Here is a 14514-nt window from a genome sequence, read left to right as displayed (position 1 = left end):
CCCATCATTAAATCTAGTTAAATTTTCATATTTCATGGGACTAGTATAAACAATTTTTTACTTTCGCAAGAGGTCTACTTTATATTTGTTTTTATAATATCTATTGGGGAAAAGGACGGAGAAACTGATATGTGGTATGAAGGAAAAGTTAAAAGTTATAATGAAAGTCGTGGTTTTGGATTTATCAGTTGTGAGCATGACAAAAAAGATTTATTTTTTCATATTCGTGATGTCCCGAATCGACATAAACTACCGCAAGTGGGAGAAAGACTAAAATTTTTGAGGGTAGAGCACGATGGGCGTTTAAGAGCTGAAAATATTGTGCGTTTAGATTTGAAAACACATGAACCATCTTCACAATATACAATACAAAAAACACATGATCAGACTATTCGTCATCCATTGAAGTCTCGGAAAAAACCTCAAACTCAAGCAAGTTCTAGCGTGCTGAATTTATTCATCAGTGCTGCTGCAATAGGTGTATTTGCAGTTATTGTTATCCCAATGATAGTTAGTCTTTATCAGCGTGAAACTCTGAAATATCAACCTGCACAAGCGACACAAACTACTTCTTTACAAAAAAATACTACTATATATCGTTGCGATGGGCGTACACATTGCAGTGAAATGCGTTCTTATGAAGAAGCAAAATTTTTTATTCATAATTGTCCAGGAACTAAAATGGATGGTGATGGCGATGGTGAGCCATGTGAAAGACAATTTTAGTCACTGTAATTCATCTTGAACTTAAAATGATGTAGTGAGTTTTGTTGTGACGTACTTAGATATAGAGGCTAATATCTCTTAAACTTAATCATTATTGCTGTATTGAGACTTGATATGCTATATCCCATGCCTAAAAAAATTCAACTGGCCCCTTCACAAGCCAAATGGTCGGTCAATTCATCGCAATCGGTGCTGTTATTGGTGGGCATGCATGAGCTACGTCAATACGATGCTACACATGAATTACTCGTGAATTTAAGTGGCTTAATTAAAAAAGCCAAAGCTTTAGAGATTAAGATTGTAGAAATTCATGGTGATGATGCCCAACAAGGCATGCAGCGTTTAGGTGAGTTATTATTTCATTACCCCCAGTTAATGATTGCAGGTAAAATCACGCCAACCTTGAAGCCACTATTGGCGCATTTTCACAGTGTCACGGAACAGATTTGTGTGGTGGATGATGCAATTTTTCTCTCCAATCAAGCTCAGCATATCCATTATATCCAAAGCATTAGCCAACAAGGTTGGCACCATATCAATAGCTATAGCTTAAAGCGCTTATGGGCATTGAGTGCACCCACCGCGCAGATTTTATCGGCGAAGGGTATTTTACTGGCCATTGCCGAGCAATTAGATTTAGACCCTTTAGAGATAGACCCGACCCAAGATTTACGCAGCTATGGCTTAGATTCGGTGGCAATGGTCAGCTTAGTGGGTTTATGGCGCGCCAATGGTGCTAAGATCCGTTATGAGGATTTTTTACAGCACAATAGCGTGAAGCATTTGCTACAATTTTTATTAAATTCAGCTTAAATTGGCTTTTTGCGAGAAAAGCAAAAAAAAGCCGCGCAATTATGTAATTCTGCATTGTAATTATGGCTTAAGCTTTTTATCATTGCCGCCTTGTTTTGTGATCAGCTTGGATTGGTATCTTGAGTAATTTTCTAACTGAACACCTGATTCATCGTGATCGGGATTTTATGGTGATTCATAAGCCCGCAGGCTTACTCACAGTTCCTGGCAAAACCGAAGATTTACAAGATTGTTTACTCAGTCGTTTAGTGGCGATTGAACCGAATACCTTACTGATTCACCGCTTAGATCGTGATACCTCAGGTATTTTAGTTTTTGCTTTAAACAAACTGGGGCAAAAATCTATAGCACGTCAATTCCAAGAGCGCCAAACTGATAAAATTTATCAAGCTTTAGTGGCAGGTACCTTACAAGGCGAGGGTGTGGTCGATGTGCCGGTGATTTATGATCCAAGCCGTCCGCCACTGCATATTGCGGCGCCCGAGCATGACAAACCGGCCTTAACCCATTGGCAGGCGCTTGAACATTTTGAAATTCAAGGACAATCTGTAACGCGTGTCCAACTTAAACCGATTACAGGACGTTCGCATCAACTTCGTGTGCATATGCAGTATTTAGGTCATCCGATTGTTGGTGACACTTTATATGCCACGCCACAACAGCAAAGCTTAATGCCACGTTTATGTTTACATGCCGCGCATTTGAGTTTCTCGCACCCATTTCATGGTACCGCTGTGGCATTTGATTGCCCGGTACCCTTTTAATTTTTACAGGAATCCATAAGCGTACTTTTTGGTGCGCTTTATGTGACAATATATTGCGATAGGTCGGCATTTTCTGTTCAAATGAAGAGTCAAGCGCCGTCACAATTTGATAGATAAAGGTGGAAAAATTGCAGCAATTTGCTATTGGTCAACGTTGGTTGTCAGACACAGAAACAGAACTCGGTCTAGGTGTTCTTATTGATGTAGATGAGCGATCGGTCAGCATTTTATTTCCTAAAAGCGATGAAACCCGTGTCTATGCACGTAGCAATGCGCCTTTATCTCGTATTGTCTTTAATACAGGCGATGAATTACAAGATCAAGAAGGCACCACATGGTTGGTCGAATCCTTTGAAGATCGTGGCGGTGTATTGCGCTACAACGTGATGCGTGCTTTACAAGATGGTACCGAAGAACGTAAATCTTTAAACGAAACTCGTATTGGCGCGACCATTCAATTGTCAAAACCACTAGAGCGTTTATTGGCCAGTCAAATTGACTATAAAGAGTGGTATGACCTGCGTATTGAAGCGATGCTGATGCAAGCCAATATGCAAAGTAGTCCATTGCGTGGTTTAGTGGGCTCGCGTGTGGGTTTAATTCCACATCAATTGTATATTGCCCACGAAGTGGGGCAGCGTTTTGCGCCGCGTGTGTTGTTGGCCGACGAAGTAGGTTTAGGTAAAACCATTGAAGCGGGTTTAATTATTCATCAACAACTCAAAACCGGTCGTTCAGAACGTATTTTGGTCCTTGTGCCTGATTCACTGCAATATCAGTGGATGATTGAAATGCGTCGTCGTTTTAATCTTGAGTTTTCATTGTTTGATTTAACCCGTACAGCATCTATTAAAGAACATGATCCCGATTTAAATCCATTTTTAACCGAACAACGCATTATTGCATCAGTCGATTTAATGATTGACCACGATGACTTACGTGAACAAGCCTTAGAAGCCGGTTTTGATTTATTGGTGGTCGATGAAGCACATCATTTGATGTGGAGCGAAGAAGATGGTGGTAATGACCGTTATGACTTAGTAGAAGAGCTGGCGCAGCAAACCGCCGGTGTTTTGTTACTTACCGCAACGCCTGAACAATTGGGTGTTGAGAGTCATTTTGCCCGTTTACGCTTACTAGACTCACAGCGCTTTAGCTCACTTGATCGCTTCTTAGATGAAGAAGAGCAATATCAACATACAGCGAAAATTGCTGAAGTCTTGATGTCGGATTTGCCGCTTGAAGAACAACATTTAACTGCGCTTGAAGCTTTATTGGGTCATCGCATTGAAGATCAACCTGAACAGCGTTTCCGTGCCATTCATGAATTGCTGGACCGTCATGGTACAGGTCGTATTTTATTCCGTAACACCCGTGAAGCGATTCAAGGTTTTCCGGGGCGTGATTGCCAACCTGTGGCATTGCCTGCCCCTGAGCATTGGTCAAAAGACGGTAAATTACGCGAACAAATGTGGCCTGAAGAAGCACAGCTAGATGGTGCTTGGATGGAACATGATCCACGCGTGATGTGGCTGATGGAAAAACTACGTGTTGATTTAAAACACAAAAAAGTGTTGCTGATTGCGCGCAGTGGTCCTGTGGTTGAAGCCTTAGAAAACGTATTACGTTTACATGCCGGTATTCGTACTGCAATGTTCCATGAAGGCATGACTTTACTTGAACGTGACCAAGCTGCGGCTTACTTTGCTGAAGATTCTTATGGGGCACAGATTCTTTTATGTTCAGAAATTGGTTCAGAAGGGCGTAACTTCCAATTTGCCTCAGACCTGATTTTATTTGATTTACCGGCTAACCCCGATGTCTTAGAGCAACGTATTGGTCGTTTAGACCGTATTGGGCAAGAAAATCGTATTCAAATTCATGTGCCTTATTTAATCGGCACAGCGCAAGAGCGTATGTTCCGTTGGTATAACGAAGGTTTAAATATCTTTAGTAACATCTCACCTACGGCACAAACCTTACAAGAAAACTTTATTGTTGATCTCAAAGACTGTTTACTTGGCGACCAAGGTCAGCGTTTTGAAGATTTCCTTGAACAGGTCAGTATTCAGCGTGAAGCACTCGAGCGTGAATTACAAGCAGGGCGTGACCGTTTATTAGAATACAACTCATGTCGTCCAATGGTGGCACAAGAGATTGTGAATGCGCTTGAAGACTACGATGACAACACCACGTTGCCTATGTTTATGAAACGCTTTATGGCATCTACCAACATTGATTTTGATGAGCAAAGCAATGGTACGGTGATCATTAAGCCAACGGATCAAATGCAAGTGCAAGGTTTGACTTTAGATGAAGAGGGCATGACTGCGACCTTCTATCGTGACCAAGCCCAAATTCGTGAAGACGCACAGTACTTAACCCTTGAGCATCCATTTACCGAAAGCGTTATGGAAATGATCAATACGCAAGGTTTTGGTAGTACTAACGTGGCGATTTTAAAATCGGCGGCACTACCACAAGGTTCGGTGTTGGTTGAAGTGTGGTTTAAAGTAGATGTAGTCGCACCCAAAGCCTTGAATTTACCAGCAAGCTTACCGCAGCAATTGGTGCGTGTGTTGCTCAGTGAAAAAGGTCAGGATTTATCGCAAAAGGTTGCACCTGAAGTGTTAAAGCCATATTTGCATCATTTAGATGGCAATAGCTGCCGTCAAGTGGTGAAAGCGCGCCGTGATGTCATTGAAGCGCGTTATGCTCAAGCATTGGAGTTAGCTAAAGCTGCATTGCCAACTTTTAAGCAACAAGCCAAAGAAGTGTATGGCAGTAAGTGGCAATACGAAATTGAGCGTTTAACCTATCTTAAACAGTTCAATCCAAGTATTCGTGAAGACGAAATTGCTCGCTTAAAGAAATTGCAACAAGAAGGTTTAAGCTTGTTAGATGGTTTAAGCATGACGCCAGAAGCCATCCAAGTGATGGTGGTGGTCAAACCTTAAAACATAAAAAAAAGCAGCTTTTAAGCTGCTTTTTTTTATGGTTAAGATTAGCGAATTTTTGCTTCATCTAAATGGCGTGCGCCCGCTAAAATCATTCGCAGCATGATCATGGTTTGTTCAGCTACCAGTTTACGTTCTACGCTTGGCATATCAATCACTTTAGCACCCATATTAAACACCAATTGGGTAATGGCTTTGGCGACTAAATCAGGGTGAGCAATTTTACTGCGATTAATCCGTTCTAAGACAATTAAATCTTCTTGTAATTCTTGCTGAAAATAGTTGAGTTGGCGCTCTACCGCTTCTTTATACGATTGCGAGCCGGTATAACCTTCGCGTAGCAATAAACTTAAATTACCATCATCTGCATCAAGCTGCTCAATAAACACTTCTACCGAAGTACGCACAATACTGCTTTGTTTAGATGCTTTTAAGCGTGCTTCATACAAAATTTGGCGCAGTACAATACCCGCGCGTTCAATCAGCTCAATGGCGAGTTCATCAATATCTTTAAAATGACGGTAAAAACTATTTGGGGCAATACCCGCTTCCCGCGCGACTTCGCGTAAGCTTAAAGACGCAATACTTTTGTTAGGCCCAATTAAATTAAGTGCCGCTTGGAATAATTCTTCTTTGGTAATGGTGGCCTTACGTCCTACAGAACGCGTAACAACCGGCTCTGCAAGGATTGGCTCAGCAGTGGGCACATCGGAACTGGCATAAATTGAAGACGGGCTCATAATGATTAGGGATATAAAGACATCTTTGGCATTATAACGAGTTTTCTAAGCTTGTTGTGATTTGTTTCAAGTCACTAAAAAAAGCCACGTTGAATATATATACAAATATATATACATGTGTATAATAATTAAAGTCTCATCGGTTTTGGTGCATCTGTATGCATACAACAGTAAAAAAATCCCCGCTTAAACGTCTAATGAATGTGGTATTAGAGTCACGCGATGCCGATTTTTGGTTGCAAAAAGTCAACCCGCTTTGGTCGGTTGAAGTGCCTTTGGCCAAAATTGTCGCTAAAGACAGCATTGCACACGAAACCGTGAGCTTAACCTTAAAAGTCAATCCACATTTTCAGATGGGGCAGGCTGGTCAGCATCATCCGGTCTATGTAACGGTGCAAGGCATTCGTTATGAACGTAGCTACAGCTTGAGCAAAATTGACGAGCAACATGTTTTATTAACCTTGAAAAAAGTGCCGGGCGGTAAAGTCAGCACATGGTTGGTTGAGCAAGCCAAAGTGGGCGATATTGTTGAGTTGGGTCAGCCCTTTGGTGAGATGACTTTACCCAAAACCACAGCTCCTTTGGTGTTGTTGGCAGCCGGTAGTGGTATCACGCCAATGTATAGCGTGTTACAAGAGTTGATTCAAACTCAACAAATCACCGATCAAGCCGTGACCTTAATGTATTGGGTTAAAACGCAAGCAGATGCTGCATTTTTAACGCAATTTCAAACGTGGGCTCAGCAATATAATAACTTTAAGTTTGAATTATTTTGCACCCAAGACTTTCCGCAAGCTGCTCGTTTAGATCAAAGTCATGTGGCTTTAATTGAACAACTTGAGCAAGCTGTTGTATATGCTTGTGGACCATCTGGTTTTGCACAACGTGCTGAACAGCTGTTTGTTCATGCCCAACAGATCAAAACTGAAGCTTTTAGCATGACCTTGCAAAACACTGAAGATACAGGTTTTGTTCAGGTGACTTTAACTCAATCCAATCAAGTGCTCAGTATTGCTAAAGGTCAATCCATTTTAGTGAGTCTTGAGCAGCATAACATTAAACCAAAACATGGTTGCCGCATGGGAATTTGTAATAAATGCGCCTGCCATAAAGTCGAAGGTCACACGCAAAATATTGTCAATGGTCAGCAAAATGCTGAACCGGGCAATTTATTAAAAATTTGTATCAATTCTGCGCAGTCTGATCTTGTTATTGATCTGTAAATGGAGCCCAAATTATTATGAATATGCCCGTTAAGTTTGAATATTTTAAGAATCCAAAAAACCGCGAATTAACGCCGGCTGAATTGGACCAACTCGCACAAGAACTTGATGCGATTAAACAAGAAGTTTTAGATGATCTTGGTGAAAAAGATGCCAAGTACATTCGTAAAGTTTATTCAACCATTCGTTACACTTCAATTGCCGGACGTGCGTGCTTATTTGCCGGTTGGTTCCCACCAGCATGGGTTTTGGGCACAGGTTTATTAGGTGTGTCTAAAATTTTAGAGAACATGGAATTGGGTCATAACGTCATCCATGGTCAATATGACTGGATGAATGATCCAAAATTCAATGGTCAAACCTACGAGTGGGATATTGTGGGTACAGCAGACAATTGGCGTCAAACCCATAACTATAAGCATCATACCTATACCAATATTAAAGGTATGGATGATGATATTGGCTATGGTTTATTACGTTTGTTCCCAGAACAACGTTGGAAGCCGGGGCATTTGCTGCAACCCATTTACAGCGTACCATTTTGTACCTTGTTCCAATGGGGGGTTGCGATTCAAAATCTTGAAATTGGTAAGGTGTGGATGGGTCGTAAAACCAAACAAGAACTTAACGAAGAATGGCAGCCATTAAAGAAAAAAATCTCAAAACAATTGTTTAAAGATTATGTATTTTTCCCACTGATTGCAGGACCTGCTGCATTACCAGTACTGACAGGTAACATGGTGGCCAATGGCATGCGTAATGTATGGACCTTTAGTATTATTTTCTGTGGTCACTTTACCAAAGACGTTGAAGTATTCCCAAAAACAGTACTACAAAACGAAAGCCGTGGTCATTGGTATATGCGTCAGATTCGTGGTTCGTCTAACTTAACGGGTTCAGAAGCTTTTCATATCTTAACCGGCCATTTAAGTCATCAGATTGAACACCATTTATTTCCGGATATTCCAGCGCGTCGCTATCGTCAAATGGCACCAAAAGTTGAAGCGGTGTGTGAAAAATACGGCTTAAATTACAATAATGCCAGCTTGGTTAAACAATACGGTAGCGTGATAAAACGTATTGTGAAATATGCTTTTCCATTTAAAAAATAAGCACTCAAAAAAACCACCCATTTGGGTGGTTTTTTTATGCCGATTGAACATATAACTTGGGCAAAGCAAGATCACGTCCGAGCATAAACGGATGGGTGGCAAGATTGAGTAAGGCTTCGTCTTCTTCACTATTGCCATAGGCATAAATAAAATTGTAGCAGCTTAAATCATAACGTGCAGCCACACGTAAACTTTTTTGCAAGTTGCTACAATCGGGGCTGTGATAATAGCCGGTGAGGCGACCTGCCTGAATTTGGGTTTGGGTACAGATTAAATCTATGTGTAAATACTCACACAAGGGGCGTAGATACAAATCTAATGAAGCAGACACCAAAACCACGCGATCGCCTTGTTGTTGATGTTGTTTGAGGCGAATGAGCATTTGACTATCAAGTTGAGTCATTAAGGTTTGTGCATAAGTATGTGCTATGGCTTGAATTTGTTGAGCATCTTGATCTTTAAACATCTGATAAAACAAGGTAGCACGCATTTGATTGGCCGGATAGCGCTTGCGATAATAGGCTTGAATCTGTGGCAGAATTTTGACACCACGACACAGAATATGCCGTTTATTGAGGGCATAAAAAACAAAACCGGTAAAGCTGTCTTGACGGCACAAGGTGCCATCAAAATCAAATAGGGCTAAAGCTTGATGCGTTTGGCGCGTTGCATGCATGTGTCGTATCGTCCATTGACCCGGGTCGCAAACCAATTGGTGTTGTAATCACGGCTCAGTTTTGGTCCTGAAATAACCACCTCAGGCATAATGGCGTACATAGGCGCTTTGCCGGTTTTTTCTTGGTACAAGCGCACAACTTCTTGATAGGTGGTGGTATCTTCGAACTTTTTTTCTTTTTCTTTTTTCAAATCTGAGCGAATTTGACGTGGCGTAATCAGCACTTTTTCCAATGCGAAGAAGTTAATCAAGGCTGTTTCTGATTGACTTTTTTGTGCACGCTCCGAGCCATCTTTGGTGTAGAGCAACAGATCACCATCTAAATCAAGTTTAATATTAGCAAGGCTGTTGAGCATTTTTTGAAAAGCAGCATTGCGGCTTGAATACATGCCTGAATTATAATCAGCAAAACGATAAATGGCGCGATCGTAGTCGGCAGGATACATCATTAAACGATGAATACCATAATATAAGCCACCATACTGGGTATACAGATCACTGCGTAAAGCAGCCATATTACCACCTTGACGCTTATGTGCTTTGGCATAGCTAATATGTACTTGCATAGAACCTAAAGTGGTAATGGGGTTAAGCTTTTCACCAATGTCTTGCCCCACCAATTTAGCCGCGCCTGTTAAGGCGCTGACATGGTAATGCTTGGCCATATAGGCAAAAATTTCACGGTATAATTCATCTAATTCACGTTCAGTCTTCACTTTACGCATCTGACTTAAGTAGTTGTTTTCAGGACTAGGTTGATTTTTTAAGACATCTTGAAAATAACCCGCGACTGTACCACCAATTTTTTCGCCTAATTTTTCAGTAAATTTTTCGTCTAAACGATCTTCAACTTCTTGTACGGCTTTGGCACCTAAACCTGCCACTTGTGGGTCGGCTACAAGGTTAGATTCTTGATCAACGACAGCAATAATACTGCACATATTGTCTTTGGTCTGTGGAATACCAAATTGTTCACTAATGTCATAAATATCTTTGGCCCAAGACTCACGTTGTTGTACGCGCGTTGGAATGAGTTTGGCAATCTGTTGGGCATTCAAAGAGGGTTCGTCATTGCTGCTCCACCATCCACGATCACCGCAGGCAGCTAAACTTAAACTCAGGGCTGTGACAACAACAGGGAGATAAACATTTTTCATAAGCACAAACACAAAGTAAAACAGGTGAGCTGAAAAGGTAGATGCAGTATACTGACAATATCGCAAAAGTTAAGAATATATATGTATATTGGTCCCTACCAACTGTCAAACAATTTGATCGTAGCGCCTATGGCAGGTGTGACCGATCGACCTTTTCGTACCTTATGTAAGTACTTTGGCGCAGGGCATGCGGTCAGTGAAATGATGACCTCAGATAAAACCTTGCGTATGAGTAAAAAGAGCTTGTATCGTGCTAATTTTGATGGCGAACTTGCCCCGATTTCTGCACAAATTGCCGGTTCTGACCCGCATGATTTAGCAGAAGCGGCACGTTACCAAGTGGCTAATGGCGCACAAATTGTTGATATCAATATGGGTTGTCCTGCTAAAAAAGTCTGTAACAAATTGGCAGGCTCGGCCTTGTTACAAGACGAAGATTTAGTGGCACGTATTTTAGATGCTGTGGTGGCAGCGGTGGATGTGCCTGTGACTTTAAAAACCCGTTTGGGTTATTTAAATGGACATGAAAATATTTTGCGTGTCGCCAAGCGCGCCGAACAAGCCGGTATTGCAGCTTTAGCTTTACATGGGCGTACCCGTGAAGATATGTATTTAAACACCGCACGTTATGACTTAATTAAAGAAGTCAAAAGCCTGCTGAGCATTCCTGTCATTGCCAATGGTGATATTGATAGCCCACAAAAAGCCAAATATGTGCTCGATTATACCGCTGCCGATGCAGTAATGATTGGTCGTGCAGCGCAAGGACGCCCATGGATCTTTCGTGAAATTGCACACTACTTAGCGACGGGCGAAGAATTGGCAGCGCCCAATATTCAAGAAGTCAAAGACGTATTGCTGGGGCATTTACAAGAGCTGTATGAATTTTACGGTGAGTATTCAGGTTGTCGTATCTCACGTAAACATATTGCGTGGTATACCAAAGGTTTGCGCTCAAGCAATGAATTTCGCCAACACATGTATCAAGTTGAAACTACCCAAGATCAATTTAAAGGGGTAGAAGCATATTTTAATCAACTGCTTGATTATGGTGAAATCATGAGTGATGTGCAGGTCGAATCTATAGATTTACTCAAACCTTAAATTAAAAAACCGTCACACAGACGGTTTTTTTATGCAAACTTTCAGATGCTATTGTCAACTTCAAGACGGCATTTTCATCTCTAACATCAGCAAATTAATTAGATCAGCAGGTTCTAAAGCACGAATATGTGCCACACGTGTGCCCGCCCAAAATGCCGCAAAATGCTGCTCATCTTGCGCACCTGCCGTTTGATGCAGTTGTTTCGCCAAATCATAGGTATATGGATAAGGAGGCACTTGAGGTCGTTTTGGTTGATCGACTTGGGTATGCCAATGATTCACTAAACCACGTGCTGGACGGCCTGAAATACTGCTGGTAATTTGGGTAATGGGTTGTTGAAATAAGGCTTTACGATAAGCCGAACTTGCATTGGAACTTTTACATTGAATAAAAGCAGTGCCCATTTGTACAGCACTTGCCCCAAGATTTAACATTTTGGCAGCATGTTGACCATTCATAATACCGCCCGCTGCCACAATCGGTAATTGACAATGGGCTTTAAATAACTGCACCAAATCTTTGGTGGTAATGGCGCTATCTACATACTGATTAAATATACCACGATGCCCACCTGCTTCAATGCCTTGCGCGATAATCACATCAATTCCGGCCGCTTCAATGGCTTTGGCTTCAATTAAATTGGTTGCTGACACCATAGTGACAATACCTGCAGCTTTTAGCGCTTGGATTTGTTGTGGATGCGGAACACCAAAATGAAAACTGACCGCTTTGGGGCGTGTTTCAAGGACCACTTTGAGATAGTCATCGTTGTCTAAAAAACTGGGGTAAATACAGGACAATGCCGTGGGTGCTGTAGCTTGATAACGGCTAAAAAAAGGCGCCATGTAATCGAGCCAAGCTTGTGCTTGATTGGCATCTAGCTCAGTGGTTTGATGACAAAAGAAATTGACTTGAAAAGGTGCATCCGTTAAAGCTTGGGTGGCTAAAATTTGTTGTAAAGCTTGGGTTGGGGTACTAGCACCTAAACCTAACGCACCTAAGCCGCCAGCATTACTGACCTCTGCTGCAAGTTGCGGGGTGGTCACACCTGCCATAGGGGCTAAAAATATGGGATGTTTGAATTGTAATAATTCTTGTAAGGTCATATCAATGCTCCTGTATTGCTGCTTACTTTGCCAAGGTTTAGGTAATTAAGCAACGCATCTGTCGCATAAAATAACCAATATCATGGCGTTAAATGGTGGAGCTACAGTGCTAAAAAAAGCCCATCGAAATGGGCTTTTTGATTAACAACCAGTTAGTTTTTCAGGTTGTGGTTTTTCGTCTGGGAAGAAGAGTGGGCGTAGTTTTACCCCAAGGATGTTGCCAATAAAGGCAAATACCAGCCATAACCAGCCGTGTAAACTACCCGATGCGATCCCACTAAAGTAGGCACCAATGTTACAGCCATAAGATAAACGTGCACCATAACCGAGCAAAATACCGCCCACTACAGCTGCAATGAGTGAACGACGTGGAATGTTCAGATGAGGCGCGAATTTACCTGCAAGACTTGCGGCCAATAAAGCACCAAGCATAATGCCAAAGTTCATCATCGAGGTAATGTCATACCACAATGAATTGGCTAACGCTTTAGCATTGCTGGTTTTTTGCCAATATTCCCAAGAAGCGACATCAAATCCAACCAAAGCAGCGCCTTTAGCACCCCAAAGTGCCAATGCAGAGGTGACACCCCATGGACGACCTGCCAAAGCTAAGGTGGCAAAGTTAAGCAGGGTTAAAATAATACCACCCCAAACCAATGGCCATGGTCCTTGAATAAAGCGTTTCCAACCTTGATGCGCAGATACAGGTTCAACCTCTAAGCCACCATGACGTTTCTTTTCAAAAATGACAGTAATGGCTGCGATCACAGCAAATAACACCAAATTCATTAAAAGTGCTGGCATCACCCCAAAATTCTCAACCACTGAAAAAGGTTGAAAATGCGGTAGGGCAAACCACCATTCTACATGTGATGTGGCAATCACCGAACCAATACAGAAAAAGAGTAAGGTCACCAACATACGTGCGCTACCACCGCCTACGGTGTATAAAGTACCCGAAGCACAGCCACCGCCCAATTGCATACCAATACCAAAAATAAAGGCACCAATTGCAACAGACATCGAAATAGGGTTGACGTTACCGCGCACATCCTGACCAAATAATTCACCTGCACCTAAGGCTGGGAAAAAGAGCAGCACAGCCAATGCGAGCATAATCATTTGGGCACGTAAGCCACGACCACGACGTTGTTTAATAAATACACGCCAACTTGAGGTAAAACCAAATGAGGCATGATACAAAGTCATCCCCAAAGCGCCACCCACTAAAAATAGCAGTGCTTGATTAATACCGACGATTTGGTACGCACCAATGGTACCTATAAACAATAAAATAACAGCGAACCATACCGATTTATGTGATCGGTGTGCTGGAGAAGCAAGAATAGACATAATGCAGGAAAAAATAGCCACCAAAATAAGGGGCATATTGTAAGCCAATTTATATAAAAAAATATTATATAAAAGGGTATATTAAATAAAAAATTATTCAGTAATTCTGATTATTTTTATTAGAAAATTAGATATACAAAACGATATATACACTGGTTTTTTTTATCAAAAAAATAAAAGCCCCTGAAAAACAGAGGCTTGTTATCAAAAAATAAAATTACTGTTGGGCTTTTTCTTTTACATTCTCAGCACCTTGTTCAACCGCAGCGGCAGTTGCAGCAGTTGCATCTTTGGCTGCTTCTGTGGCGTTATGTGCGGCATTTTCAGCGTGTACCACCGCATTTTGCGCGGCTTGTTGGGTAGAAGTTGCGGCATTGTCGACTGCTGTAGCAGTTGCATTTGCTGCATTGTGAGTAGCATCTTGAATATCATGACCTGCTTGTTGAGCTGCATTTTCTAAATGCTGACCTGTGGTTGCGCCAGTTTCAGGGGGTGCTTCTTTACTACAACCCACCATCGCCACAGTTGCTGCTAAACCTAAAGCCAAAATTAATTTATTCATGTTGTATTCCTTATGATTATTGATCCATACCGGATGACAGGCAATATATGCTGAAAAAGCAAAAAAATAAAGTTGATAATTTGTTCATTAAATGTAAAAAAGGCCAAGTGCTAAAGTACTTGACCTTTTGTTGATGCTTAAGACTTATTGCCCAGATCGGATGATGTAATCAAATGCCGACAGTGATGCTTTAGCACCTTCACCTGTGGCAATGATGATT

The 14514-nt window shown here is 41.6% G+C and carries 13 protein-coding genes; 7 read left to right on the top strand and 6 right to left on the bottom strand.

Annotated elements, in window-relative coordinates; genetic code table 11:
• Window positions 1-129: 129 nt before the first annotated feature.
• The 4 genes from Q0017_RS11430 (at window position 130) to rapA (ending at window position 5260) form a co-directional block, all read left to right on the top strand.
• On the top strand, window positions 130-726 hold the full coding sequence (locus Q0017_RS11430) for a cold shock domain-containing protein (protein WP_298146868.1): 597 nt from the start codon (window positions 130-132) through the stop codon (window positions 724-726).
• Between the two features lie 114 nt (window positions 727-840).
• On the top strand, window positions 841-1539 hold the full coding sequence (locus Q0017_RS11425) for a phosphopantetheine-binding protein (protein WP_298146865.1): 699 nt from the start codon (window positions 841-843) through the stop codon (window positions 1537-1539).
• 119 nt (window positions 1540-1658) lie between these two features.
• Window positions 1659-2303 carry an RluA family pseudouridine synthase gene (locus Q0017_RS11420; RefSeq protein ID WP_298146862.1) on the top strand — a complete coding sequence of 215 codons (645 nt, stop codon included), beginning with the start codon at window positions 1659-1661 and terminating at the stop codon, window positions 2301-2303.
• 119 nt (window positions 2304-2422) lie between these two features.
• On the top strand, window positions 2423-5260 hold the full coding sequence (gene rapA / locus Q0017_RS11415) for an RNA polymerase-associated protein RapA (protein ID WP_298146859.1): 2838 nt from the start codon (window positions 2423-2425) through the stop codon (window positions 5258-5260).
• 47 nt (window positions 5261-5307) lie between these two features.
• Here rapA and fabR read toward each other — a convergent pair whose 3' ends face one another.
• Entirely contained in the window at window positions 5308-6000 is a 693-nt protein-coding gene (gene fabR, locus Q0017_RS11410; RefSeq protein WP_298146856.1) for an HTH-type transcriptional repressor FabR, read from the bottom strand.
• A 158-nt stretch (window positions 6001-6158) separates the two neighbouring features.
• Between fabR and Q0017_RS11405 the strand changes: the two genes are divergently transcribed.
• Window positions 6159-7223, top strand: coding sequence for a ferredoxin reductase (locus tag Q0017_RS11405; protein ID WP_298146853.1), 1065 nt, complete (start codon window positions 6159-6161; stop codon window positions 7221-7223).
• Between the two features lie 17 nt (window positions 7224-7240).
• Entirely contained in the window at window positions 7241-8335 is a 1095-nt protein-coding gene (locus Q0017_RS11400; protein WP_298146849.1) for an acyl-CoA desaturase, read from the top strand.
• A gap of 34 nt (window positions 8336-8369) precedes the next feature.
• On the opposite strand, the gene Q0017_RS11395 is transcribed toward Q0017_RS11400, so the two are convergent.
• Entirely contained in the window at window positions 8370-9011 is a 642-nt protein-coding gene (locus Q0017_RS11395; RefSeq protein ID WP_298146846.1) for an HAD-IB family phosphatase, read from the bottom strand.
• Window positions 8978-10168 (bottom strand): DUF1615 family protein, encoded by a 1191-nt coding sequence (locus Q0017_RS11390; RefSeq protein ID WP_298146843.1) that lies wholly within the window; start codon window positions 10166-10168, stop codon window positions 8978-8980. Before Q0017_RS11390 ends, Q0017_RS11395 begins: the two co-directional genes overlap by 34 nt.
• Before the next feature lie 81 nt (window positions 10169-10249).
• Here Q0017_RS11390 and dusB point away from each other — a divergent pair, with 81 nt between their 5' ends.
• Window positions 10250-11272, top strand: a complete 1023-nt coding sequence (dusB, locus tag Q0017_RS11385) for a tRNA dihydrouridine synthase DusB (protein ID WP_298146840.1) — start codon at window positions 10250-10252, stop codon at window positions 11270-11272.
• A gap of 60 nt (window positions 11273-11332) precedes the next feature.
• On the opposite strand, the gene Q0017_RS11380 is transcribed toward dusB, so the two are convergent.
• The 3 genes from Q0017_RS11380 to Q0017_RS11370 all read right to left on the bottom strand — a co-directional run bounded on the left by Q0017_RS11380 (window position 11333) and on the right by Q0017_RS11370 (window position 14294).
• Window positions 11333-12379 (bottom strand): nitronate monooxygenase family protein, encoded by a 1047-nt coding sequence (locus Q0017_RS11380; protein ID WP_298146837.1) that lies wholly within the window; start codon window positions 12377-12379, stop codon window positions 11333-11335.
• A 141-nt stretch (window positions 12380-12520) separates the two neighbouring features.
• On the bottom strand, window positions 12521-13732 hold the full coding sequence (locus tag Q0017_RS11375; protein ID WP_298146834.1) for a YeeE/YedE family protein: 1212 nt from the start codon (window positions 13730-13732) through the stop codon (window positions 12521-12523).
• 217 nt (window positions 13733-13949) lie between these two features.
• A complete protein-coding gene (locus Q0017_RS11370) occupies window positions 13950-14294 on the bottom strand; it encodes a hypothetical protein (RefSeq protein ID WP_298146811.1) in 345 nt (114 codons plus the stop codon).
• Window positions 14295-14514: the final 220 nt, after the last annotated feature.

Source organism: uncultured Acinetobacter sp., from assembly GCF_947624825.1.
Classification (GTDB): Bacteria; Pseudomonadota; Gammaproteobacteria; order Pseudomonadales; family Moraxellaceae; genus Acinetobacter.
The sequence above is the reverse complement of the archived record's forward strand: the minus strand, read 5'-3'. Positions and strand labels throughout refer to the sequence as shown.